17 protein-coding genes are annotated in these 24,015 nt (G+C 75.5%); 11 read left to right on the top strand and 6 right to left on the bottom strand.

Annotated features, from left to right (window positions below; all coding sequences use genetic code 11):
• Window positions 1-113: 113 nt before the first annotated feature.
• The 5 genes from AC6I72_RS06490 to AC6I72_RS06470 all read left to right on the top strand — a co-directional run bounded on the left by AC6I72_RS06490 (window position 114) and on the right by AC6I72_RS06470 (window position 8,918).
• Window positions 114-2,273, top strand: coding sequence for a protein kinase family protein (locus AC6I72_RS06490; RefSeq protein ID WP_497999907.1), 2,160 nt, complete (start codon window positions 114-116; stop codon window positions 2,271-2,273).
• A complete protein-coding gene (locus tag AC6I72_RS06485) occupies window positions 2,270-5,218 on the top strand; it encodes a hypothetical protein (RefSeq protein WP_497999906.1) in 2,949 nt (982 codons plus the stop codon). Before AC6I72_RS06490 ends, AC6I72_RS06485 begins: the two co-directional genes overlap by 4 nt.
• 275 nt (window positions 5,219-5,493) lie before the next feature.
• Window positions 5,494-6,624 (top strand): ribosome small subunit-dependent GTPase A, encoded by a 1,131-nt coding sequence (rsgA, locus tag AC6I72_RS06480; RefSeq protein ID WP_497999905.1) that lies wholly within the window; start codon window positions 5,494-5,496, stop codon window positions 6,622-6,624.
• Window positions 6,625-6,903: 279 nt separating this feature from the next.
• Window positions 6,904-8,301, top strand: coding sequence for an AlkA N-terminal domain-containing protein (locus AC6I72_RS06475; protein WP_498004612.1), 1,398 nt, complete (start codon window positions 6,904-6,906; stop codon window positions 8,299-8,301).
• On the top strand, window positions 8,298-8,918 hold the full coding sequence (locus tag AC6I72_RS06470; protein WP_497999904.1) for a methylated-DNA--[protein]-cysteine S-methyltransferase: 621 nt from the start codon (window positions 8,298-8,300) through the stop codon (window positions 8,916-8,918). The genes AC6I72_RS06475 and AC6I72_RS06470 overlap by 4 nt, the downstream gene beginning before the upstream one ends.
• Before the next feature lie 28 nt (window positions 8,919-8,946).
• On the opposite strand, the gene AC6I72_RS06465 is transcribed toward AC6I72_RS06470, so the two are convergent.
• Together AC6I72_RS06465 and AC6I72_RS06460 are read right to left on the bottom strand one after the other, a co-directional pair.
• Window positions 8,947-9,327, bottom strand: coding sequence for a PPOX class F420-dependent oxidoreductase (locus AC6I72_RS06465; RefSeq protein WP_497999903.1), 381 nt, complete (start codon window positions 9,325-9,327; stop codon window positions 8,947-8,949).
• Between the two features lie 67 nt (window positions 9,328-9,394).
• Window positions 9,395-10,387 carry a helix-turn-helix transcriptional regulator gene (locus AC6I72_RS06460; RefSeq protein ID WP_497999902.1) on the bottom strand — a complete coding sequence of 331 codons (993 nt, stop codon included), beginning with the start codon at window positions 10,385-10,387 and terminating at the stop codon, window positions 9,395-9,397.
• Between the two features lie 587 nt (window positions 10,388-10,974).
• Here AC6I72_RS06460 and AC6I72_RS06455 point away from each other — a divergent pair.
• From AC6I72_RS06455 to AC6I72_RS06445, 3 genes are all read left to right on the top strand, one after another.
• A complete protein-coding gene (locus tag AC6I72_RS06455) occupies window positions 10,975-12,969 on the top strand; it encodes a protein phosphatase 2C domain-containing protein (protein WP_497999901.1) in 1,995 nt (664 codons plus the stop codon).
• 111 nt (window positions 12,970-13,080) lie between these two features.
• Window positions 13,081-14,823, top strand: a complete 1,743-nt coding sequence (locus tag AC6I72_RS06450) for a pyruvate dehydrogenase (RefSeq protein WP_497999900.1) — start codon at window positions 13,081-13,083, stop codon at window positions 14,821-14,823.
• A gap of 430 nt (window positions 14,824-15,253) precedes the next feature.
• Window positions 15,254-15,709, top strand: coding sequence for an ATP-binding protein (locus AC6I72_RS06445; protein ID WP_497999899.1), 456 nt, complete (start codon window positions 15,254-15,256; stop codon window positions 15,707-15,709).
• Window positions 15,710-15,991: 282 nt separating this feature from the next.
• On the opposite strand, the gene AC6I72_RS06440 is transcribed toward AC6I72_RS06445, so the two are convergent.
• Together AC6I72_RS06440 and AC6I72_RS06435 are read right to left on the bottom strand one after the other, a co-directional pair.
• A complete protein-coding gene (locus tag AC6I72_RS06440; RefSeq protein ID WP_497999898.1) occupies window positions 15,992-17,026 on the bottom strand; it encodes a DUF2637 domain-containing protein in 1,035 nt (344 codons plus the stop codon).
• A 326-nt stretch (window positions 17,027-17,352) separates the two neighbouring features.
• Window positions 17,353-18,186: a (2Fe-2S)-binding protein gene (locus AC6I72_RS06435; protein ID WP_497999897.1), complete on the bottom strand. Its 834-nt coding sequence runs from the start codon at window positions 18,184-18,186 to the stop codon at window positions 17,353-17,355.
• Window positions 18,187-18,785: 599 nt separating this feature from the next.
• Here AC6I72_RS06435 and AC6I72_RS06430 point away from each other — a divergent pair.
• Entirely contained in the window at window positions 18,786-19,481 is a 696-nt protein-coding gene (locus AC6I72_RS06430; RefSeq protein WP_498004611.1) for a GntR family transcriptional regulator, read from the top strand.
• 88 nt (window positions 19,482-19,569) lie between these two features.
• On the opposite strand, the gene AC6I72_RS06425 is transcribed toward AC6I72_RS06430, so the two are convergent.
• Both AC6I72_RS06425 and AC6I72_RS06420 read right to left on the bottom strand, forming a co-directional pair.
• Window positions 19,570-20,331: a hypothetical protein gene (locus AC6I72_RS06425; RefSeq protein WP_497999896.1), complete on the bottom strand. Its 762-nt coding sequence runs from the start codon at window positions 20,329-20,331 to the stop codon at window positions 19,570-19,572.
• 166 nt (window positions 20,332-20,497) lie between these two features.
• Window positions 20,498-22,171: a PucR family transcriptional regulator gene (locus AC6I72_RS06420; protein ID WP_497999895.1), complete on the bottom strand. Its 1,674-nt coding sequence runs from the start codon at window positions 22,169-22,171 to the stop codon at window positions 20,498-20,500.
• Window positions 22,172-22,516: 345 nt separating this feature from the next.
• Here AC6I72_RS06420 and AC6I72_RS06415 point away from each other — a divergent pair, with 345 nt between their 5' ends.
• Both AC6I72_RS06415 and AC6I72_RS06410 read left to right on the top strand, forming a co-directional pair.
• Window positions 22,517-23,407 carry an FAD binding domain-containing protein gene (locus AC6I72_RS06415; protein ID WP_497999894.1) on the top strand — a complete coding sequence of 297 codons (891 nt, stop codon included), beginning with the start codon at window positions 22,517-22,519 and terminating at the stop codon, window positions 23,405-23,407.
• A complete protein-coding gene (locus AC6I72_RS06410; RefSeq protein ID WP_497999893.1) occupies window positions 23,407-24,015 on the top strand; it encodes a (2Fe-2S)-binding protein in 609 nt (202 codons plus the stop codon). The genes AC6I72_RS06415 and AC6I72_RS06410 overlap by 1 nt, the downstream gene beginning before the upstream one ends.

Raw genomic sequence — 24,015 nt, 5'->3', positions numbered from 1 at the left:
CGTGCCGGTGGTTCACCGGGTTTCCCCGGTCGCCACGGCTTCCCCGGATCCAGCGGGCGCGGCTTCCCGCACCCGTACCCACCGGTGCACCCGTACGAAGGAAAGGACCGCCGGTGACCAGCCCCACGCACTCCGCCGGGAACGGGCAGGGCGGTGCGCCGCCCGGCAAGCTCGTGTTCACCACCCCTTCGGGCGGGCGCCGCGTCACCCCCGCCCGCTTCGGCCGCGAGTCCCGCCGGGACCGGCTGCTGCCCCAGCTGATCCGCAACTGCCTGCTGGACGACGAGGGCCAGCAGTGCGTGCAGGTCCGCCTGACCGCCGCGGACGCGGCCAACCCGGCGGCCCGCGACCTGCTGGAGACGGAGACCGACACCGCCCTGCACCTGCACCGGCTGCTCGAGGACTCGGAGTACGCGCCGCTCTTCCCGGAGGTCGTCGGCCACCAGTTCGACACGGCGGAGCCGTACCTGCTGTACGCCGCGCCGCGCGGGATCGCCGCCGCCCGGACCCACGTCATGGCCGCGAGCGACCAGCAGCGCTTCACCCGGGACCTCATGACGGCCCTGTGCCTGCTGGACGGGCAGGGCCTGGTGCACCGCGGCCTGACCCCGGCGACCGTCCTGTGGGACGGTGCCAGGGCCCAGCTGTGGGGGCTCGAGGCGGTGACCCGGGCGGGCCGGCCGCGCAGCCCGTGGGGCCGGCTGCCGTTCTGCTCGCCCGAACAGCGCCGCGGCGAGGGGCTCGCCGACGGGCGCGACGCGGTGTGGAGCGCCGCCCAGTTGCTCTACCGGCTGGTGACCGGGCGGGCCGGCCCCGCCGACGGGGCGCCGACCGACCTCGGCGAACACCGGGTGCTCGACCGGATGTTCCGCAGCGCCTTCGCCCCGCGGGCCGCCGCCCGGCCGACGCCCGCCGAGGTGCTCGACCTGGTGGCGCCGGGCGCCGGTGACCGCATCCGGCTCGCCGTCCCGCCCGACGAGACGCGCCCGCACCGGGAGGCGTTCGAGGACGCGCTGCGGCTCAAGCGGCAGGCCCCCCTCGCCCGGAGCCGCGACGGCTCCGGGGCGCAGGCCGAGCGCGGCAACGGTGAAGTGCTCTGCCCCTACTGCCTGCAGACCATCCAGCTCGACCTGTCGAAACTGTTCGTCGCCGACAACACGATGCAGTACAAGCAGCCGCTGGACGTCTCCGGCATCACCAACCCCGTCGTGCTGGACGACGTCATGCGCGGCGCCGTCCAGAAGTGCGCGGCGGACCCGGCCTTCCCCGAGCACGTCATCCCGGTTCCCTACCTGACGAACGGCCGTCCGCTGACCGTCGCGATGGTCGGCCAGTCCTCCACCGGCAAGAGCCACCTGCTGACCCAGATGATCGCCGCGATCACCGACGGCGGTCTGGAACCGTTCGGCCTGACCTGGCAGTCGGTCAACCCGGAGCAGCACGCCCGGTTCGTCCGCGAACGGGTGCAGCCCCTGCGCAACGGCAACGTCCTCGACCACACCGCCGCGCTGGGCCTGGACGACTTCGCCCGCTTCGTGGAGTCCCTGCTGATCACCGACGCCCGCGGCCAGGTGCGTCCCGTCGCCTTCTTCGACCTCGGCGGCGAGGACCTCGTACGGACCGACGCGGCGCTGCGGTTCCTGCTCGGGATCGACGCCCTGATCTTCGTCGTCGACCCCGCGCTGGCCCTCCCGCTGCCCGAACTGGACCAGGCCAGGGAACGCTGGGGGGTGGAGGTGAACCGGGACGGCGACCTGGCCTTCGGCACCGTCCTGGACCGGCTGCCGAAGAACGGCCCGTACCTGGAGGTCCCGGCAGCGATGGTCCTCGGCAAGGCGGACCTGCTGCGCTTCAGGACGCCCGTCGACCACTGGCTGACCCGGCCGCCGGCCACCTCCCTCGACCCCGCGCTGGTGCGGGCGGAGAGCCGGGACGTCCACAGTCTGCTGCGCCGGTACGCGGGCCAGGCCTGGCTGCGGCCCTTCGACACGATGCGCCGGTGCACCCTGCACATCGCGTCCGCCACCGGCGGCCAGGAGGACCGCGGCCGCTACCCGGCGGGAGCGGGGCCGCGACGGGTGCTGGAACCCCTGCTGGCGCTGCTCGCGATGCACGGGCTGATCGAGGTGCCGGGCGGCGCCGAGGCGTTCGCGGTGGGGGAGACGCCCGGCTTCGAGACGGTGCCCGGGCAGCGGGCGACAGGATCCGGCGGACCCGGCGGGACGGCCGGGGGAACGACGGCCACAGGAACGGCCGGAGGGGGACTTCAGTGAGCGACTTCCAGGACCGGGGCCCCGTGCACCAGGTCGTCTTCCGCTGGGACGGCAACCACGGACGGCAGGGCACCGGCATGAACGCCGTCGCCTACTCCTGTTCACCCGAGCGGGCCGCCGAACTGGGCCGCGAACTCGGCCCGTTGCTGTGGATGTCCGGAGCCGGGGCGGCCCGGCCCAGTGTCGTGCGCGCCGTCTCCCGCGACGGCCACGTCATGCTCGTCCAGCGCTGGCCCACCACCGACCGCGGCGGCCGGCCCAGCACGGTCAGCCACGCCCTCGTCGGGCCGCCCGGCACCCTGAAGACCCGCCAGTGCCTCGGCCTGGCCCACCTCGGCTGGGGCACCCCCCAGAAGGCGGAGCAGGCGTCCGGGCCGCAGCCCGAGGTCGACGGTGTCCGGCTCGACGCGCTGGCACGGGAGCAACTGCCCCGCATGGTCGGCCAGCTGCCCGCGGTCAAACACGCGCTGACCCTGGTCACGGCGGAACTGCTGCGTGACCCCTCCCAGCGGGTGTCGCTGCTCCTGGAGGAGCGGACCCCGCTCACCTGGCCGGACCGGTCCCAGGTGCCGCTGGTCTACCTCGGGCTCTTCCTGCTCTTCGGCTCCTGGCTGCCCCACGACTGGACGTTCGCCACGTACGACACCGTGGACAGCCATCCGCTGCTGCTGACGGCGGTCCCGCGCTGGGAGACGGACACGGCGGGCTCCGGTCCGCTGGCCCGCGTCATGGGCCGCACACCGGACCGGCCCCGCTTCGAACTCGCGGCCGCCGCCGAGCTGGTGAAGCATCTCCTCGCGCACGCGCACCCGGAGGCGCACGCCGGCGTACCGCAGCTCGTCGAGGAGCTGCCCGGCGGCGCGGCCCTGGACTGGGACCGGCGGCGCGCCCGCCTCCAGGAGATCCTGGACACCGACCACCCGACCGCGCGCACCGCACCACCGTCCCGGGCCGTCGGGGACGCCCGCACCACCCGGCCCGAGCGCACCGGACCCGACGACCGGACCGCGCCGGCCCCCGCAGCCGACCGGAACGCATGGCAGCCGGACCAGCCCCACCGGCCCGCCGGACCCGCCCACCCCGACGGCCCTGCCTGGGCCGCCGGGACCGACGGCCGGGGCCCGGCCACCGGGCGTGAAGGGCGGGACCGGGAACCCGGGAGCGACGGCCGGGACTGGGCCGCCGGACGTGGAGATCGGGACCGGGCACCCGGAACCGATGGGCGGCACTGGGCCGCTGGGGCCGATGAGCGGGACTGGCCATCGGGGTCGGACGGTCGGGACTGGGCTGCCGGTTCGGACCGTCGGGACTCGGCCGCTCGGGCCGATGGGCGGGACTGGGCTGCCGGGTCGGACGGCAGAGGCCCGGCCACCGGGCGTGAAGGGCGGGACCGGGCACCCGGGACCGCTGGGCGGGACTGGTCAGCGGGGTCGGACGGTCGGGACTCGGCCGCCGGACGCGAAGGACGGGACTGGGCCGACGGGACCGAAGCCGCTGATGGGCCCGGCCGGGCCGCCCGTACCGAGGGCACCGACCGGAGCGGCGGGGCCACCGGCTTCCACGGGGCGGGCGGGGGCGCCCGCCCCTCCCGCCCGGACGAGCGGACCGCCGGGGCCGCCCCGGCCGGCCGAGGGGCCCAGGTCGGCGGGGACGACTGGATCGGCCGCGATCCCCACGACCCCCCGGCCGGCCGGACCGGCAGCGGCACCCGGGCACCCCGGGCCGTCCAGGCCCCCTGGGAGGAGCACGGCATCCGGGCCCCCCAGGACCCCCGCGACGTCCGGACCCCCGCGGGCGGCGAGGACCGCCGGGACGGCCGCGACAACCGGGACGGCCGGGACCGCCGGGAGGCCCGTGAAACCCCGGCCCCCGAGACCGCCTGGGAGGAACACGAGGCCCAGACCCCCCGGGCTCCCCGGACCCCCTGGAGTCCCCAGGCCCCTCGTGACGACCGCGACGACCGCGACGCCCGAGCCACCCAGGCCGCCCGGACCGACTGGATCAGCCGTACCCACTGGACCGGTACGAGCCCCCAGGCGCCCGTACCGGAGAGGACGGAGCCGGGCCAGGCGCCGCAGCCGCAGCCCGGACCGGTGGCGCCGCCCCCGCCTCCGCGACCGCCCCTGGGGCCCACGCCGGCCGCCCGCCCCCCGGCCCCGCCGGACCTCCCGGCGGCCGGCACCCCCCAGCCCCCTCACCCGCCGCTCGCCTCCGACGCGGGCCGGCAGGCGGCGGTCCCGGGGAGTGGGAGCACGGCGGGTGCCGGGACGCAGGAGCTGCGCCGGGTGCTGCGCGACCACCGGCCCGGCGACGGCCTGCGGCGCAACACCCTGACGGCGGAACTGGGCAGGCAGCCGGACGCGTTCCTCCTGGACGAGCTGCGCTCCGGTGAACTCCCGCAGGAATCACTGGGCCTGGTGCTGACCGAACTGGGCAGACCCGACCGGTACCGGGCGCGGAGCGAGGAGATGCATCACCGGCTGTTCCTGGAGGCGCTCCACAAGCACCTGTACTTCGCCCCGCACGGCCCGGGCGCGGAACAGGTGTCGCTGAAGCAGATGACCGACCGGGCGGTCGAGCTGTTCCACTGGGCCGTCGCCCCGCGGGCCAGGACGGAGCACCCGGAGGAGCAGCGGGCGCTGCGGGAGCTGATGCACAGCATGAACCAGGCCCCGGGGGCCGCCGCGGGCAACTGGCTCAGCGGAGCGCTGCTCAAGCCCCCCGGCCGCCCGGTGCCCGACCTGCCGCCCGACCTGTGGCGCCAGATCCTGGAGGACGTGCTCAAGCGGACCGGTGACGCCAAGGCGGACCCGGTGCCCTCGCAGCACCCCGCGGCGGACAGCCGGCCCTGGTCGCAGGTGGCGGGCTGGGTGCTCGTAGGCCTCGGGGTCGCGGCGGTCGTGATCGTCGTGCTGCTGATCGTGGTGATCCTGCCGTACGTCTGAGACGCGGCCGGGCCGGCGGCGGGGCGGAAGAAAATCCGTGGCGCCGTGGAGAGGACCTCTCTAGGGTGAGGGGCACATCAGGCGGGGGCCGTCGGCCGCCGCCGCCGGCCCGACGGGAAACAGGAGGTGTGACCCATGGCTGTCTCCGTGATGGGCGCTGCCCGCAACCACCGAAGCATCCACACCACCTCCGCGGTCTCCGGCTGACACACCTTTTCCATACGCCCGCACCCTTCGTCGCGGGCAGTCGGGGCCGCCCTTGTGAAGGGTTCCCCTTGTCTCTCCCCTCTTCTTCCGCGTCCGCTTCCCCCGCGTCCCCTTCCTCCCCGCAGGCGCACCCGCTCGCCGCGTTCGGGTGGGACGAGGGCTGGGCGGCGGAGTTCGCCCCGTACGCCGAGCAGGGCCTGCTGGCCGGCCGGGTGCTGCGGGTCGACCGCGGGCAGTGCGACGTCGCCACCGCCGGCGGGGTGCTGCGCGCCGACACCGCCTTCGTCACCCCGCACGACCCGATGCGGGTGGTCTGCACCGGCGACTGGGTCGCCGTCGAACCCGGCGGCAACCCGCGCTACGTCCGCACGTACCTCCCGCGCCGCACCGCGTTCCTGCGCTCCACCTCCTCCAAGCGGTCCGAGGGGCAGATCCTCGCCGCCAACGTCGACCACGCCGTCGTCGCCGTCTCGCTGGCCGTCGAGGTGGACCTCGGCCGCATCGAGCGGTTCCTCGCACTGGCCTGGGAGTCGGGCGCCCAGCCGGTGGTCGTGCTGACCAAGGCCGACCTCGTACCCGACCCGGTGACGCTGTCGTACCTCGTGCGGGACGTGGAGACGGCGGCGCCCGGCGTGCCCGTGCTGCCGGTCAGCGCGAGGACGGGCGACGGGCTCGACGCGCTCGTCGTCGCCGTCCGGGAAGGCACCTGCGTGCTGCTCGGGCAGTCCGGTGCCGGCAAGTCGACCCTCGCCAACGCGCTCTGCGGCGACGACGTGATGGAGGTGCAGGCCGCCCGGGACGTCGACGGCAAGGGCCGGCACACCACGACCACCCGCAACCTGATCGCCCTGCCCGGCGGCGGCGTACTGATCGACACACCGGGGCTGCGCGGGGTCGGACTGTGGGACGCCGAGAGCGGCGTCGGGCAGGTGTTCTCCGAGATCGAGGAGCTGGCCGCCGGGTGCCGGTTCCACGACTGCGCCCACTTGCGCGAACCCGGCTGCGCGGTGCTCGCCGCCGTCGAAGCGGGCGACCTGCCCGAGCGGCGGCTGGAGAGCTACCGCAAACTGCTGCGCGAGAACCAGCGGATCGTCGCCAAGACCGACGCGCGGCTGCGCGCGGAGATCCGGCGCGACTGGAAGCGCAAGGGCGCCGAGGGCCGGGCCGCCATGGAGGCGAAACGAGGCCGCTGGGCTTAGAGCTGCGAACAATAGGAGCGCCCGGCGGGCGGCGCCCGGCACGCGCCCTCGCCGCGTTGGCCGGAAGGCCCTGGCAGCTCCGCCACGAGGACCTTCCGGCGCCTGGCGATCGCACGCACCGGACGCCGCCCGCTGACCGGAACCGACTTCCGTCCGCCGCTCTCAGGGGCCGGGGCCACCCGGAGCCGCCCGTCCGGTCGTCGGCGGCGCGGCAGCCCCAGGCCGGTGTCCGATTTCCGCCAGCACCACCCGGGCCGCGGGCGGACACTGGAGAACGTGATGGACGAAGACACCAGGTACGAGGCGGTGCGCAGCCGGGACGGCCGGTTCGACGGCGAGTTCTTCTTCGCCGTCGAGACGACTGGCATCTACTGCCGTCCCAGCTGCCCGGCGGTCACCCCGAGACAGCACAACGTGCGGTACTTCGCCACGGCCGCCGCCGCCCAGGGCGCGGGCTTCAGGGCCTGCCGCCGGTGCCGGCCGGACGCGGTGCCCGGCTCCGCCGCCTGGAACGTACGGGCGGACGTCGTCGGCCGCGCCATGCGGCTGATCGGCGACGGCGTCATCGACCGGGAGGGTGTGGGCGGGCTCGCCGCGCGGCTCGGCTACAGCGCGCGGCAGGTGCAGCGGCAGCTCACCGCCGAGGTGGGCGCCGGGCCCGTCGCCCTCGCCCGCGCCCAGCGCGCGCACACCGCGCGCGTCCTGCTGCAGACCACGGACCTGCCGGTGACCCAGATCGCCTTCGCGGCCGGGTTCGCCAGTGTGCGGCAGTTCAACGACACCGTCCGCGCGGTGTACGCGGCGACCCCGAGCGAACTGCGGGCCGCCGCGCCCCGCACCCGGCACCGCCGGGCCGCCGTGCCGACCGCCGGGATACCGCTGCGGCTCGCCCACCGGGGGCCGTACCAGGCCGGGCCCGTCTTCGACCTGCTCCAGCGCGAGGCCGTGCCGGGCGTCGAGGAGGTGAGCGGCGCGGCGGGCGCACGGACCTACCGGCGCACCCTGCGGCTGCCCTACGGCACCGGGATCGTCGCCGTCGACGAGCGCCCCGGCGGACCGCGCACCGCGTCCGGCGCCCACCCGGGCGGCTGGCTGGAGGCCCGGCTGCACCTGACCGACCCCCGCGACCTCACGACGGCCGTGCAGCGGCTGAGGCGGCTGTTCGACCTCGACGCCGACCCGTACGCCGTCGACGACCGGCTCGGCGCAGACCCACGGCTGGCCCCGCTGGTCGCGGCCCGCCCGGGGCTGCGCTCGCCGGGCGCCGCGGACCCCGAGGAGGCCGCGGTGCGGGTGCTGGTGGGCCCCGGGACGGCCGGGGAACTGGTACGGCGCTACGGCAAGCTGCTGGACGCGCCCTGCGGCACCCTCACCCACCTGTTCCCCGAACCCGCCGTGCTCGCCGGGGCGGAACCCGGGGGCACCCTGGGCGCGCTGGCCGCCGCCCTCGCCGACGGCGCCCTGCGGCTGGACCCGGGCGCCGACCGTGACGAGGCGCACCGGGCGCTGATGGCCCTGCCCGGCCTGGACGCCGCCACGGCCGCCGCCGTCCGCACCCGCGCCCTGGGCGACCCCGACGTGGCCCCGCCCGGCGTGGCCGCCCCCGACAGCTGGCGCCCCTGGCGCTCGTACGCCCTGCACCACCTGCGTGCGGCGAAGGAGTTGGAGATCCGATGACCACCGAGACGACCACCGACATGACCAGCGGCACGACCAGCGACGTGCTCACCGGCACGACCAGCGACGTGCTCACCGGCACGACCACCGGCAGGGCCACCGGGACGACGACGGCCGGGGCGGCCGTGGACGCGACGTACTGGACGCGGTGCGAAAGCCCCCTGGGGCCGCTGCTCCTCACCGCCGGCGCGGACGGCGTCCTCACCTCCCTGTCCGTGCCCGGCCAGAAGGGCGGCCGCACGGTGGAGGAGGGGTGGCGGCACGACCCGGGCCCCTTCCGCGCGGCCGAGGAGCAGCTGCGGGCCTACTTCGCCGGTGAACTCGCGGAGTTCGACCTGCCGATGCGCAGCCGGGGCACCGCGTTCCGGGAACGGGTGTGGGCCGCCCTCGGCAGCGTTCCGTACGGCACGACCACGACGTACGGCGAGATCGCCGCCCGGATCGGCGCCTCCCGGGCGGCCGTCCGGGCCGTCGGCGGCGCCATCGGCGCCAACCCCCTCCTGGTGCTGCGCCCCTGCCACCGGGTGATCGGCGCGGACGGCTCGCTCACCGGCTATGCGGGCGGCCTGGAGCGGAAGGTGCGGCTGCTCGCCCTGGAGGGCGTGCCGCTGCCGTAGGCCCGGCCGCCGGATTCCCGGTCGCCCCTCACCCCTCCTCCAGCCCCCAGCTGTGGATCCGCCGCGGATGGATGCGGATCACCTCCTCGCTGAACAGCGGGCCCAACGTGTGCGGGCCGGTGAGGAGTTCGGCCTCGCCGCGGATGTCGACGCCCCTGACCCGCCACGGGTCGAGGCTGACGATGTCGTCGACCACCAGGGCGACCCGCGGGTTGTGCAGCAGGTTGCGCCACTTCTTCGTACGGCCCATCGCCGCGCCGCCGATCAGGACGGTGCCGTCGTCCTGCGGGAAGAAGCCGACGGGGTTGGCCTGCGGCTGCCCCCGCGGGTCGACGGTGGCCAGCCGCCCCAGCCGCTGGGTCCTCAGATAGGCGCGTTCGGCCTCGGTGAATCCGGTGTCGGCAGTCATGGCAGCAGCCAACCACTCCGGCGCGGCCGGTACGGCAGCAGCCCCGGGGCGTCGGCGGGGCGGGGGGTCAGCCGTCGTGCCGTTCCCGGGCCACCCAGCCGCGTTCGTAGGCGTGCCAGCCCAGTTGCAGCCGGGTGGCCACACCGGTCAGCTCCATCAGCCGCTTCACCCGGCGCTGCACGGTCCGCAGGCCCAGGTCGAGCTGCTTGGCGACGCTCGCGTCCGTCAGACCGGCCAGCAGCAGGGACAGCACCTCCAGATCGGTGCTGTCGGGTCCCTCCGGGCCCTGCTCACTGACCCCGGCCGCGCCCAGCCGCAGCGGCAGCGCGCCCCGCCACACCGATTCGAACAAGCCGGACAGCAGCTCCAGCAGGCCGCTGGAGTGCACGACCAGCGCGGCGGGCTCCGCCATCCGGGACGTGAGCGGCACCATGGCCAGTGCCCGGTCCGCGATCACCAGTTTGGTCGGCACCTCGTCGACCACGCGGACCTGTTCGTCCCGGCCCAGGGCGGCGGTCAGCTCCGTGATGCCGTTCGGCAGGTCCAGCACCGCGCGCTCGACCACCACCCGGTAGCGCACCCCGCGGCCCGCCGCCTGTTCCTCGGCGTCGTTCTCCATACCGGAGACGACCATCGGGTTGCCCGTGACCAGCGCGCACACCTCGTCGACGGCACCGAGCTGCAACTGCACGAAGCGCTGCGCGACCGCCGAGGCCCCGGTGACCACCTCGATCAGATCGTGCACCGAGGGCTCGGCCGCCGCCGCCCGGTACTCCTCCGCGAGCAGCGCGGCGGCCAGCTCCGCCTTCTCCAGCTCGTGCCGCTGCTGGGTGAGCAGCGCGCCGAGCGCCACACCGGGCGGCGCGGCGACCCAGCGGCCCGGCCGGGCCGAGGACTGGGCCGCGAGGCCGTGCCGCTCCAGACGGCGCAGGGCGCGCTCGGTGTCGCGCTCGCCGAGCATCAGCCGTTGCGCGAGATCGGGCACGTCGGCCGCGCCCACGGTCACCAGGGCCCGGTACGCCGACTCGTGTCTCTCGTCCAGCCCTATCGCTGCCAGCATCAGCTGCCGTTCCTCCCCTTCAGGCCCACGTCACCGACCGGCGGCGGGCCGGACGTGGCGGAAAGCGGCCACGGCGCAAACCCGCCGTCCGACATCATCGCCGTACCCCGGGTCATCCTGACAAGGTGGCACCACCGAAGCGCCGGCGGACGGCCCCGACGGCCGGCCGCGGGCCCGCGGCCTGCACCGATGAGCGGGGTCACCGGCGTACGGCGGCCGGACGTCCCTGCCGGGCGGTGCCCGGCGGGCACGCGCACCCGGTCGCCCCGCCGGGTCAGGTCGCCCCGGCCGCCGCGGCCGGCAGGCGGGCGGGGGGCGCGCAGGGCGCGGAGGCGGACGTGTGCGCCGGCGTGCGGGACGGGGGGAGTCCCGGCCGCGCGCGACCCGGCCCGAACCTGCCCCGGACCCGGCTCCGGGGCACCCAGGCGTCGCCGGGCGGTTCTCCCGTGGGGGGTGGGACCGCCCGGCGGCATTGTTCCGTACGGGTGTACGAGGGGTCGTCCGGTGGGCCGTTCCTGGTGCGTTCCGGCGCCGGATTTTCCGGATGCCCCGTTTTCCTCCGGGCTGTGCGGTGGACAATCGAGGGCATGAGCCAGCAGGGGGGAAGGCCCACCGGTCATGAGGACGACTGGTGGCGGCAGTTGTACGACGACTCCACCGAGGACACGGGCCCCACGGCCGCGGCCGATTCCCTGGACGACCGTTTCGCCTCGGCGGCCGGCGCGGTGGGCCGGGCACCGCGTACCGGACACCCTGGCGCCCGCCCGAGCGGCCCCGGCCGGCCCGGGGACCGGTCGGCGGAGCGACCGGACGCCCCGGTCGGCAAGGACGAAGCCCAGGCGTACGAGGACTACGGCGAAGGCCCGGTGTACGAGGACTACGGCGAAGCGCCGGTGCGCGACGGCGACGGCGAAGCCCCGGGATACGACGGCTGGGACGAAGCCCCGGTGGACGACGGGGAGGAGGAGTGGATCCGGTTCGGCCGCCCCACGGCCGCGCCCGCGCCCCCGCCACCTCCCTCGCCCAGCCCCTCATCACCCCCTTCGCCCAGCCCCTCACCGCCGCCTCCGCCCAGGCCACCGTCACCGCCTCCGCCCCCGCCTCTTGCCGGCCCTCCGCCGCCCGTCCCCGCCCCGCCACCGGCCCCGAGCCCGGAACGGGCACCCGCCCAGGCCCCGCGGTCCGTACCCGAATCCGCGTCCGCCCGGCCCCCGGCCCCGCGCCCGCCGGAAGCGGCCGAGGCCCCCGGGGACACCCCGCCCCCGTGGTGGCAGCGAGCCCCCTGGGAACCCCCACCGTCCGTCTCGCCCGGCCCGAAGACGTTCCCGTCCGGCCCGGCCTCCCCGCCCGGCCCGCCCGGAGGGTCCCGCCCGGGCGGCCCGGAGACCTCCCGCACGGACGAACCGCAGTCCGAAGAGCCCGTTCCCGGCCCGGCTTCAACCTCCGCCTCCGGCGACGGCCCGGCGGGCCGCTGCCCGCCGCCCCTCGCCGTCACCCACGTGGGTTCCGGGCCGCCCACCTACGAAGCGGAGCCCACCGCGCTCCCGCTCGCCGATCCCGACGCGCTCGACGACCTGGTGCCGGACACGGTCCTGGACGGCGCCGGGTACGGGGTCTGCACCCTGCGGGCCGTCTCCGTCCGGGGGGACTCGCCGCGCTACCGGGGCGAGCCGCGCCGGGACGCGTTGCTCACCGCCCGCTTCGGCGCCGGCGAGCAGGCGCTGGTCCTCGTGGCGATGGCCACCGGGGCCCGCGCCAGACCGGGCGCCCACCGGGCGGCGGCCGAGGTGTGCCGGTGGATCGCGGGCGCCGTCGGCCGCAGCCACGTCCGGCTGGCCGAGGACATCCGGGCGGCACGGCGCGGCGAACTGAAGTCCGGCCTGCACCGCCTCACCGACCGCAGCCTCGGCAGGCTCCGGGCGAGCGCCGCGGAGCTGGGCATCGCCCCCGAGGAGTACACGGCCACGCTGCGTTGCCTGCTGCTGCCCGCCGACCCCGCCTGCCGTACGCGGGTCTTCTTCGGAACCGGCGGGGGCGGACTCCTCAGACTGCGCGACGGCACCTGGCAGGACATCGAGCCCCACGACGCAGGGCCCCACGACGCCGGATCCGGCGACGCCGGGCCCCACGACGCCGGATCCCGCGACGCCGGGCCCCGGAGCAGCGGGTCCGACGCCGCCGGACGGCCCCCGGGGCAGCCCGGCCCGTCCCGGCCGCACGCCCCCGCCTCCCGGCTGTCCGCTCCGGCCGACGCCCCGCGGGGCGACCGGCTCACGAGGGACCTGGGCCTCCTCGCCCCACCGGTCCCGCAGGGCCCGGCTCCGGGCACGGACGCCGGGTCGGGGCCGCCTCACGAACCCTTCCGCTTCCGTGCCTGTGTAGCCCGGCCGGGTGACACCCTTCTGATGTGCACCGCCGGCCTCGCCGAGCCCCTGCGCGGCGAGGAGGAACTGCGCGCGCACCTCGCCCGCCGGTGGTCCGGTCCCCTCCCGCCCGGCCTCGCCGCGTTCCTCGCGGACGCCCAGGTACGGGTCAAGGGCTACGCGGACGACCGTACGGCCGCCGCCGTTTGGGAGGCGTGAGCGGCGGGGCTGTGAATTCATGGACCCAGGAGTCCGCAGCGGCAGGCGAGCAGGCGGAGCGGCCGCGGGGCAGCCGCGGCCGTCGGCCGGAGACCGAAGGGTACCGGGAGCATGGCCAAGCAGAACGTCGCAGAGCAGTTCGTCGACATCCTCGTCCGCGCCGGGGTCAGACGCCTGTACGGCGTCGTCGGGGACAGCCTCAACCCGGTCGTCGACGCGGTCCGCCGCAACGCCGCCATCGACTGGATCCACGTGCGCCACGAGGAGACGGCCGCGTTCGCGGCCGGGGCCGAGGCGCAGATCACCGGGAAGCTGGCGGCCTGCGCCGGCTCCTGCGGTCCCGGCAACCTGCACCTCGTCAACGGCCTGTACGACGCCCACCGCTCCATGGCCCCGGTCCTCGCCCTCGCCTCGCACATCCCCTCCAGCGAGATCGGGCTCGGCTACTTCCAGGAGACCCACCCCGACCGGCTGTTCCAGGAGTGCAGCCACTACAGCGAGCTGATCTCCAGCCCGAAGCAGATGCCCCGGCTGCTGGACACGGCCATCCAGCACGCGGTGGGCCGCAGCGGGGTCAGTGTCGTGACGCTGCCCGGTGACATCGCGGCGGAGCCGGCCCCGGAGAAGGCCGCCGAGACCGCCATCGTCACCTCCCGCCCCACCGTCCGGCCCGGCGACGCGGAGATCGACCGGCTGGTCCGGATGATCGACGAGGCCGGCAAGGTCACCCTGTTCTGCGGCAGCGGCACGGCGGGCGCGCACGCGGAGGTGATGGAGTTCGCCGGGCGGATCAAGTCGCCGGTCGGACACGCCCTGCGCGGCAAGGAGTGGATCCAGTACGACAACCCGTACGACGTCGGGATGAGCGGGCTGCTCGGCTACGGCGCCGCCTACGAGGCCACCCACGAGTGCGACCTGCTGCTCCTGCTCGGCACGGACTTCCCGTACAACGCGTTCCTGCCCGACGACGTGAAGATCGCCCAGGTCGACGTGCGGCCCGAGGTGCTGGGCCGCCGGTCGAAGCTGGACCTGGCGGTGTGGGGCGACGTGAAGGAGACGCTGCGCTGCCTGATCCCGCGGGTGAGGGAGAAGAAGAACCGCCGCTTCCTCGACCGGATGCTGAAGAAGCACGCGGACGCCCTGGAGGGGGTGGTCAAGGCGTACACCCGCAAGGTCGACAAGCACATCCCGATCCACCCCGAGTACGTGGCGGCCGTCCTCGACGAAGTGGCCGACGACGACGCCGTGTTCACGATCGACACCGGCATGTGCAACGTGTGGGGCGCCCGGTACATCTCGCCGAACGGGCGCCGCCGGATCATCGGCTCCTTCTCGCACGGCTCGATGGCGAACGCGCTGCCGATGGCGATCGGCGCCCAGTTCACCGACCGCGGCCGGCAGGTCGTCTCCATGTCCGGGGACGGCGGCTTCGCCATGCTGATGGGGGACTTCCTCACCCTGGTCCAGTACGACCTGCCGGTGAAGGTGGTGCTGTTCGACAACTCCTCGCTGGGCATGGTGGAGCTGGAGATGCTGGTCGCGGGCCTGCCCTCGTACGGCACGACGAACAAGAACCCGGACTTCGCCGCCGTGGCCCGCGCCTGCGGAGCCCACGGCGTACGGGTGGAGAAGCCCAGGGACCTGGCGGGAGCGCTGAAGGAGGCATTCCGGCACAAGGGACCGGCGCTGGTGGACGTCGTCACCGATCCGAACGCCCTGTCCATCCCGCCGAAGATCAGCGCCGAGATGGTGTCCGGCTTCGCCCTGTCCGCGTCCAAGATCGTGCTGGACGGCGGGGTGGGGCGGATGGTGCAGATGGCCCGGTCCAACCTGCGCAACGTGCCGCGGCCGTGAGGACGCGCACGGACCGGGCGCCCGGGAAAGGGCGTCGGGGCGCGCGGAAAGCGTCGTACTCCGGCCAAGTTCGGGGTGGGCGGGGCGGCCGGCCGTACGCGCGCCGTACGTCCTGCGCGCGGGTGCCGTACGCGCCCCGTACGCCCTGGGTACGTCCGCCGTACGGCCGGCGACGTACCCAGGGCGCCGACGGCGGCGCGTCCGGGGCCCCGGAGGGCCCGGACGCCCCGGCCCCCGCGGGCGTCCGGCAGCGCGGCGGTCCCTCGCGCGCCGGTGGGGCCGTGGCCGAACCCTTGGTCGCCGAAGATCCGGCAGGACTGCCGCGGATCCCGCTGGGCATGGATCCCCGTGAACGTGTTCGAGCTGGAGGGGAACCGACATCGGCACGCGGGCGGGGGAGATGAAGAGTCAGACGCGAGGGAGCGGTCCCGTGACCACAGGGGCCTCCTCGGTGAGGACGGTGGAGGAAGAGGCCGACGGGGCGGCGGCAAGGGCGTCGGGGCCCCAGCTCAGACGCCGGCTGGGCCGGGCGGATCTGCGGGCGGTGCCCGAGGCGCGCCGGGCCCTGCGCGAGCTGCTGCACCGCTGGGGACCCGGGGAGCGGTCGGAGGTCGCCGAACTGCTCACCAGCGAGCTGGTGACCAACGCCCTCGTCCACACGGACGACGACGCGATCCTGACGGCCACGGTCTCACCGAGCGGACTGCGCGTGGAGGTACGGGACTTCGTGGCCCGCGGACCACGTCCGCGGGGCCCGGCCGCCGCCGAGGACACGAACGGCAGGGGGCTGTTCCTGATCGAGTCGCTCGCGGACGACTGGGGCGTGTGCGCGCACGAGGTCGGCAAGTCCGTGTGGTTCGAACTGGGCGCGCAGCAGGCGGCGTGAGGCCGCGGGAGTGAGAAGAGGGGAGGGCGGAGAAGGTCTCCCTTCCCCGCCCTCCCCTCGGCCGCGCGCCCGCCCGGAGCCTCGCGGCCCGCGGGCGCTGTCGGCCTAGGCCCTGTCGTCAAATTCCCGCCTGCCTCGCGACGCCATGCACGCACTCTCGCCGCACCGGGCCCAGACCCGAGTACGTCCAGTACGAGGGTCAGGGCCCGGCACGCCGAGAGCACGCACCTGACGCCGCGAGGCCCGCCCTCCGGGCGGACGACGGGAATGTGACGACAGGACCTAGCCGAACTGCTGCTCCAGATCCTTGAGCTTGCGCTCCAGCGAGTCCAGGCGCGGCAGGGCCTGGGTGTCGTCCTCGGCGGTGAGGTCGACCGTGAGGGCGTCAGTGCCCTTGCGGACGGGCTGGAGCGAGGGACGGGCGCGTACCGGCAGCGGTTCCGCCGGTAGGGCAGGCTCCGCGGTGACCTGCGAGGAGCCGCGCTCCAGGGCCTGTGCCTCGCCCTGCCGGCCGCCGCGCCCGGCGAAGCCGCGGTGGCCCCGGCTGATCGCCTTGAGCTGGGCGCGCTCCACACGGTCGTGCTCGCGCCGCAGACGGCGGTTCGCCTCCTTCTGCCGGGCGTCCTCGCGGACCTCCTCGACGGCCTCGTCCAGGCTGCGCACGTTCTCCAGGAGCATCAGCGACCAGGCGCGGTAGGTCTCCCGGGGGGCCCGCAGCCAGCGCACGATACGGATCTGCGGCAGCGGACGCGGCACCAGGCCCTGCTCGCGCAGCGCGGCCCGGCGGGTCTGCTTCAGGGCGCGGTCGAAGAGGACCGCGGCCGACAGGGACATGCCGGCGAAGAACTGGGGAGCGCCCGCGTGGTCGACACCCCTGGGCGCGTGCACCCAGTTGAACCAGGCCGCTGCGGCGGCGAACATCCACACCAGTATCCGGGAGCCGAGGGCCGCGTCACCGTGGCTGGCCTCGCGCACCGCGAGCACGGAGCAGAACATGGCCGCGCCGTCCAGGCCGAACGGCACCAGGTACTGCCAGCCGTCGTTCAGGCCGAGGTTCTGCTCGCCGAAGCCGACCAGGCCGTGGAAGGAGAGCGCCGCGGCGACCGCGGCACAGCAGAACAGCAGGATGTAGGAGGCGGTGCCGTAGACGGCCTCCTTGCGCCTGCGGCGCTCCTCGCTGCGCTCCCACGAGTCGTCGGTGCTCGTGCTCCCGTTGGACCGCTTGCCGCGCGCGAGCACCGCCACCGCCGCCAGCACGCCCAGGAGCAGTACGGCGCCCGGAAGCAACCAGTTCAGCGATATGTCGGTCAGTCTCATCTGGGGTCCCTTGCATGGGGATAGGGCGTGACGCCCGCCATAGTGGCCCAATCCCAGCGGCCCTCAGAGGGTTTCGGGGCAAGAGGCCGCCAAGGAGGTGCAAGGGGATGCCCGCGGACGGCGTTCTGCTCGAACTGCCGCATGAGGGGCGGGAGTTGAGTTCGAATAAGACTACCCGTACGAGTGGTTCCGCGGAAAGTTCCCGCGACGGGTGAGGGAGTTGTGAACTTCCTGTCGCCGCCGCACCCGTGAGGGCGCCCCATTCGCGGACGATCTTACGGGACGTACGGCGGTCCGCCGGACCGGGGCGGCGGGGTGACGGAAGGTCAGGCGGCGGCCGTGGCGGTCAGTTTGGTGATCCGGTCGGCGTCGCAGGTGCGCGGGCAGGTGGCGCAGGTGTCCTCGGGGCGCACGGTGTAGAACATGCAGCAGCTCGCCCGGTCGCGGGTGGGCAGCGCCTCGCCGTCCGGGCCGGTCAGTTCGCGGAAGGCCGCCGAGCCGACGTAGGGGCGGGTGGCGCCGGGGAGCAGCAGTTCCAGCTCGTGCCGCGCCCGCTCCTGCTCGCCGAGCAGGTGGGCGACGTACCACAGACCCTCGACCACCTCGTCGGTCGCCATGCCCCACAGGGCCCGGCCGCGCCGCCGCATGCGGGGACCGAAGCCGGTGAGGACGGGGTCGAGGTGTTCGGCGACGGCCGCGCGCACCTCGGCGCGCAGGGCCTCCTCGCCGGGCACGACGCGGGCGCCGGGCAGGGCGGCCGCCGGGTCGTCCGGCAGGCAGGCGAAGGAGACGGGACGCACCGTCATGCGGCCGGCGGCGCGGTCGTACCAGACGTGCGTCACGGGCAGGCGCGGCACGCGGCGGTGCAGGAACCAGGGGACGGTGAACAGCAGGCAGGCCGGCCAGGCGTACCGGTGCAGGCCGAAGCTCGCCACGACGTCGGGGCGCGCCCGGGTGCCGTAGTCGCGCAGGACCTGCGCCTCGTCCCAGGCCAGGAACGCCTCCAGGCCGGGGCCGCCCTCGGCGAGTGCGGCGGCCTGTACCCAGGCGCCGCCCGGCGGGACCCCGTCCGCCGGGTGGGACTCCGTCACCGTGAGGCCGGGGAAGACCTCGGTGAGGCGGGCGTAGGCGTCCGCCACGGCCGAAGCGAGCAGGGGCATGCCGAACCGCCGATCCACGTCCGAAGGTGCGTTTTCAGGTAAGCCTTACCTTACTCGACGTCCACGGAATGTGAACCCGTGGCCAGTTGCGCCGTAAGGTGCTTGACGGACGGACAGCAACCCGTCGTAATGACCCCAAGCACCCCCAAGCCCGGAGGAGCACCGTGAAGCAGGGCGCGCAGGACTCCGCCGCGGCCGAGGGGGCCGCCGGGCCCGTGCCGCGGCCCCGGCCGGAGACCGCCGCCCCCCGCCTGCCGCGCGCCGCGGAACCGCGGCGCCAGGAGCCGCGCGCCGCGCAGCCGCTCCCGCCCCGGCCCCCGCAGGTCCGCCCCGGAAGCGGCCCCGGGCCGCGCCCGGACCGCGAGGCCGAGGGTGCCCGGCCGGACCGCCGGGAGCCCGGCCCCGCGACGTCCGCGCGACCGTGCCCGGAGGACGGCCCGGCCGGTCCGCCGGGGCCCGGCGCACCCGCGGCGCTCGCCGGGGACGGCCGGCGGTGGCCCGGGGACCGGGACCCTCGGACCGCCCCCTCGGGACCGGAGACGGACGCGGACGCCGCGGCGCCGGCGGGCCCCGGCCCGCGGACACGGCGGGAGCAGGACATCCCGCCGGACGACGACGCCACCCGCGGCGAGCCCCCGCACGGCGAACGGCCCGAGCCGCATCCCCGCACCCCGGTACGGCGCTCCTCCGTGCGCGGCCAGGTCCTCGACGCCCTGCGCACCGCGCTCGTCACGGGTGAACTGCGGCCGGGCGAGATCTACTCCGCGCCCGCGCTCGGCGAACGGCTCGGGGTCTCCGCGACCCCGGTGCGCGAGGCCATGCAGCAGCTCACGCTGGAGGACGCCGTCGAGGTCGTGCCCAACCGCGGCTTCCGGGTCGTCGAACGCGACGCCCGGGAACTGGCCGAACTGGCCGAGGTGCGGGCCCTGATCGAGGTCCCCGTGCTGCTGCGGCTGGCCCGCACCGTGCCCGCCGAGCGGTGGGCCGCGCTGCGCCCGCTCGCCGAGGCCACCGTCCGGGCCGCGTCCTCCGGCTGCCGGGCCGCCTACGCCGAGGCCGACCGCGCCTTCCACGGCGCGATGCTGGCGCTCTGTGGCAACGAGCAGATGGTGCGGGTCGCCGAGGATCTGCACCGGCGGGCCCAGTGGCCGCTGACGGGCGTCCTCGGCCGTGCCGCGCGCGCGGGTCTGGTGGCCGAGGCGGCGCAGCACGCGGCACTGCTGGACGCGCTGATCGCCCGCGACACGGAAACGGTGGGCGCGCTGCTGGCCGCCCACTTCACCGCCACGGCCTGACGCCCCGCCCCGCCCCTCCGTCCCGCACGCCCCGCATCCGACGCCCGCCCCGCCCGCACGCGGACGCCCCCCGGCTCCTTCGGCGCCTTCACGCCGTGGCCGCCCCCGGCGGTGCCAGCTGGCGGGTGAGCCAGGTGGGGACCCCGCCGAGGAGACGGATCAGGCGGCGGGCCTCCTCGCGGAGGCGGGAGGCCTCCGGTTCCTCCTCGGTGTCGGCCAGGGACACCAGCGCGGGGGCCGTGCCGACGAGGTAGCCCAGTTCCTCGCGGATGCGCAGGGACTCGGCGAAGCCGTGCCGCGCCTCCGCCAACTCGCCCTCGCGCAGGGCGAGTCCGGCCAGATGGCGCCAGGTGAAGGAGAGCAGCAGCGGGTCGGGGCGGGCGGTGGCGCCCGCGTGGGCGCGGCGGTAGGCGGCGCGCGCGGCCTGCGCGGAACGGGTCAGGTTCTCCGCGATCAGTCCGCGCCGGAAGTCCAGCAGGGCCCGCCCGGGCGCCCCCGGCGGGATCAGCGCCGCGGCGCGGCCCAGCGCCGAGCGCGCCTCGTCGGCGCGGTCCCGTACGCCGTGCAGGGTCGCCGAGTAGGCCAAGTACCCGCGTTCACAAGCGGCCGCGCCGCGCTCCTCGTCGGAGTGGGCCAGCGCCTCCGCGGTGCGCAGCGCGTCCTCGGCCTCCTCCCAGCCCGCCTCGGTGTACAGGCAGCGTTCCACCAGCAGGGCGGTGCGCTGCAGCGCGGCGGCGGCGGTGGCCGCCGGCAGCAGTGCCGCCGCGTCGGCCCAGCACGCGCGTGAGCGCAGCCGCCATACCGCGGTCTGGAGTGGATCGTCACCAGCGGTCGTTCCGTTACCAGACATGGCGGTATGCGCCACGTTGCCCTCCCCGAGCACGCCTTCGAGCCTTGAGTGGTGGCCGCATCTCAGCACGGATCCGGCGGCCCGGCCAAGGGGGCGGGTGAAGGATTTCACAAAGTCGTGGGACGGCGGACGGCCCGTCGCCGCGCCGCCTCCGTCCCCGCTGACCTCAGCTCATGCGCAGGGCCAGGAAGAAGTCCAGCTTGTCCTCCAGGCGCGACAGGTCGCGTCCCGTCAACTGCTCGATCCGCCCGACCCGGTAGCGCAGCGTGTTGACGTGCAGGTGGAGGCGGGTCGCGCAGCGCGTCCAGGAGCCGTCGCAGTCGAGGAACGCCTCCAGGGTCGGGATCAGTTCCGCGCGGTGCCGGCGGTCGTACTCGCGCAGCGGGTCCAGCAGCCGCGCGGTGAAGGCGCGGCGCACGTCGTCGGGGACGAAGGGGAGCAGCAGCACGTGCGAGGCCAGCTCCTGGTGGCCGGCGGCGCAGACCCGGCCGGGGCGGGCCGCCGCGACGCGCCGGGCGTGCCGCGCCTCCTCCAGCGCCCCGCGCAGGCCCTCCGCCGAGTGCACGGCCGCGCTGACGCCGAGGGTGAGCCGCCCGTCGCCGTCCAGACCGGCGGCCAGCGGGTCGTGCACGGAGCGCAGCAGCGCGTCGGCGAGGATGCCGCCCTCGGGGCCGTCGTGCTCGGTGGAGACCGCGGGGAGCGGCACCAGGGCGATCGCCTCGTCGCCCCAGTGCGCGACGGCTATCCGGTCCGATGGCTCGGTGCCGGTGCTCTGCGGGTCGGCGAGGATCTCCTCCAGGAGCGACTGGGCGACCGCGCCGCTGCCGGCCGGCCCGGCGTCCCACTCGACGCGGGCCACGACCACCTGCCAGTGCGGGGCCGAGCCGAGGCCGGGTAGCAGCACCGGCGCCGCGACCCGCAGCCGGGCGGCGATCTCGGCGGGCGGCGCGCCGCTCTGCACCAGCTCCAGCACCTCCTGCGCGAGCCGCCTGCGCACCGTGCGCGCCGCGTCCCGCCGGTCCCGCTCGACGGCGATCAGCTGGGTGACCCCCTGGAGCAGGTCGAGCCGTTCCTCCGGCCAGTCGCTCGCGTCCGCCTCGACGGCCAGCAGCCAGTCCGACAGCCCCGTCTCGCGCACGTCGCGCCCGGCCCGCGGGGAGCGGGCGCCGCTGCGGACGGGGAAGAGCGAGTACGTCGTGCCGTCCAGGGTGATCCGGTGCGGGCCGCGCCGGGCGGTCCGGCCCGCCGCCAGGTGCTCGGCGGCCAGCCGCCCGCAGGCCGGGGCGGACAGCACCGGGCCGCCCGCCTTGGGGCCGGCGATCAGCCGCCCGGTGGGGGAGAGCAGCCAGGCGCGCAGGTCGAGGTCGGAGCCGAGCAGGTCCAGGACCACGTCCGGGCCGCCGCCGGCCGGGCCGGAGGTCATCATGCGGCGGTGCCGGTCCACCACGGCGGCCAGGTCACCGGCCCGCTCGCCGGACACCTGCCGCACCACGTGCTCGGTGATCGTCGCGAACGCCACCGACTCGTGCACCGCGAACAGCGGCAGCCGGTGCCGGGCGCAGGCCACCACCAGGTCCTCGGGCACCGCGCCCAGCTCGGCCTCGCCGGCGGCCAGCGCGGCGACCCCCGCCTGCACGAGGATCCGCACGAACGGCTCCGCGTCGGCGGCGTCCCGGCGCCAGGCCAGACCGGTCAGCACCAGCTCGCCCCCGGAGAGGTAGCGGCTCGGATCGCGCAGGTCGGTGGTCATGACCCCGCGGACGGTCCGGTCCAGCTCGTCCTCGCCGCCGAGCAGCTTCAGGCCCAGCGCATCGGTGTCCAGCAGTGCGCGCAGCCGCATGTCTCGTCGCCGCCGTTCTTGTCTCGAAATCTATGATGAATCTTGTGGCGAGGGGCCCGGTCCCGTGGCCGGCCGGCGACTTCGCCGATGGCGGGGCCCTGCCGGGCCGTGACCTCTGTTTCCCGGGGGAAGCGAAGAGGCGGGTGACGACCTTCGTTCATACGAATCTACAAGATGCACGGCGCGGCCAGCCAAACCCTTCATGGTTTCGGTGACTGACCCCGCCGGAGTACTCGGTTGTGTACTGACTCCACTCCACGTGAACAGCACATGAACGAGCCTCGCCCGCCGCACACGGATTGGCTCAATCTGTACGACCCTCCGAGACGAAGAAGAGAGCCGGTCATGGACTTCCTTCGCCCCGCCAGCTGGGAGGAGGCGCTCGCCGCGAAGGCCGAGCACCCCACCGCTGTGCCGATTGCGGGTGGCACCGACGTGATGGTCGAGATCAACTTCGACCACCGCCGGCCCGAGTACCTCCTCGACCTCAACCGCGTCGGCGACCTCTACGAGTGGGAGGTCGGCGAGGACAGCGTGCGGCTGGGCGCCTCGGTGCCGTACTCCAAGATCATGGAACATCTCCGTGCCGAGCTGCCCGGCCTGGCGCTCGCCTCGCACACGGTCGCCTCCCCGCAGATCCGCAACCGCGGCGGCGTCGGCGGCAACCTCGGCACGGCCTCTCCCGCCGGTGACGCCCACCCCGCCCTGCTCGCCGCGGGCGCCGAGGTCGAGGCGGAATCGGTGCGCGGCACCCGCCGCATCCCGATCGACGCGTTCTACACCGGCGTCAAGCGCAACGCGCTCGCCCCGGACGAGCTGATCCGCGCCGTGCACATCAAGAAGGCCGACGGCCCGCAGCAGTACTCGAAGGTCGGCACCCGCAACGCGATGGTCATCGCGGTGTGCGCCTTCGGTCTCGCACTGCACCCCGAGACCCGCACGGTCCGCACCGGCATCGGTTCGGCCGCCCCCACCCCGGTCCGCGCCCGGGCGGCCGAGGAGTTCCTGAACGCGGCCCTCGACGAGGGCGGCTTCTGGGACAACGGCAAGATCATCACCCCGTCGGTCGCCAAGCAGTTCGCCGAGCTGTGCTCCGCCGCCTGCAACCCGATCGACGACGTCCGGGGCACCGCGAGCTACCGCCGCCACGCGGTCGGTGTGATGGCCCGCCGGACGCTGACCTGGACCTGGGAGTCGTACCGCGGCGCCCGCCGCACCACCGAGGGAGCTGCGTGATGCGCGTCAACTTCACCGTCAACGGACGTCCGCAGGAGGCCGACGACGTCTGGGAGGGCGAGTCCCTCCTCTACGTCCTGCGCGAGCGCATGGGCCTGCCCGGCTCGAAGAACGCCTGCGAACAGGGCGAGTGCGGCTCGTGCACGGTGCGCCTGGACGGCGTGCCGGTGTGTTCCTGCCTGGTCGCCGCCGGACAGGCCGAGGGCCGCGAGGTCGTGACCGTCGAGGGCCTGGCCGACTTCGCCAGGCAGCGCGCCGAGGGCGGCTGCGCGAGCGGCGCCTGCGGCTCGGCCGACGGCTCCGCCGCCCACGGCACGACGCTCGACGGCGCCAAGCGCTGGCGGGCCGAGGGCACCGACTCGCAGACCGGCGAGGGCACCGGGCTCTCCCCCGTCCAGCAGGCGTTCATCGACGCCGGCGCCGTCCAGTGCGGCTTCTGCACGCCCGGCCTGCTGGTCGCCGCCGACGAGATGCTGGAACGCAACCCGAACCCGACCGACGCGGACATCCGCGAGGCGCTGTCGGGCAACCTGTGCCGCTGCACGGGCTACGAGAAGATCATGGACGCGGTCCGCCTGGCGGCCGCCCGCCAGTCCGAGGGGGTCTGA

This window comes from Streptomyces sp. Xyl84 (assembly GCF_059731885.1).
This window is presented reverse-complemented; position numbering and strand designations above follow the sequence as displayed.

Excerpts from the sequence above, each read along its gene's own strand:
- AC6I72_RS06475 (WP_498004612.1), top strand. The coding sequence starts at position 6,904 with ATGGACGAAGACACCAGGTACGAGGCGGTGCGCAGCCGGGACGGCCGG.
- AC6I72_RS06470 (WP_497999904.1), top strand. The coding sequence starts at position 8,298 with ATGACCACCGAGACGACCACCGACATGACCAGCGGCACGACCAGCGAC.
- AC6I72_RS06465 (WP_497999903.1), bottom strand. The coding sequence starts at position 9,327 with ATGACTGCCGACACCGGATTCACCGAGGCCGAACGCGCCTATCTGAGG.
- AC6I72_RS06460 (WP_497999902.1), bottom strand. The coding sequence starts at position 10,387 with ATGCTGGCAGCGATAGGGCTGGACGAGAGACACGAGTCGGCGTACCGG.
- AC6I72_RS06455 (WP_497999901.1), top strand. The coding sequence starts at position 10,975 with ATGAGCCAGCAGGGGGGAAGGCCCACCGGTCATGAGGACGACTGGTGG.
- AC6I72_RS06450 (WP_497999900.1), top strand. The coding sequence starts at position 13,081 with ATGGCCAAGCAGAACGTCGCAGAGCAGTTCGTCGACATCCTCGTCCGC.
- AC6I72_RS06440 (WP_497999898.1), bottom strand. The coding sequence starts at position 17,026 with ATGAGACTGACCGACATATCGCTGAACTGGTTGCTTCCGGGCGCCGTA.
- AC6I72_RS06435 (WP_497999897.1), bottom strand. The coding sequence starts at position 18,186 with ATGCCCCTGCTCGCTTCGGCCGTGGCGGACGCCTACGCCCGCCTCACC.
- AC6I72_RS06425 (WP_497999896.1), bottom strand. The coding sequence starts at position 20,331 with ATGTCTGGTAACGGAACGACCGCTGGTGACGATCCACTCCAGACCGCG.
- AC6I72_RS06420 (WP_497999895.1), bottom strand. The coding sequence starts at position 22,171 with ATGCGGCTGCGCGCACTGCTGGACACCGATGCGCTGGGCCTGAAGCTG.
- AC6I72_RS06415 (WP_497999894.1), top strand. The coding sequence starts at position 22,517 with ATGGACTTCCTTCGCCCCGCCAGCTGGGAGGAGGCGCTCGCCGCGAAG.
- AC6I72_RS06410 (WP_497999893.1), top strand. The coding sequence starts at position 23,407 with ATGCGCGTCAACTTCACCGTCAACGGACGTCCGCAGGAGGCCGACGAC.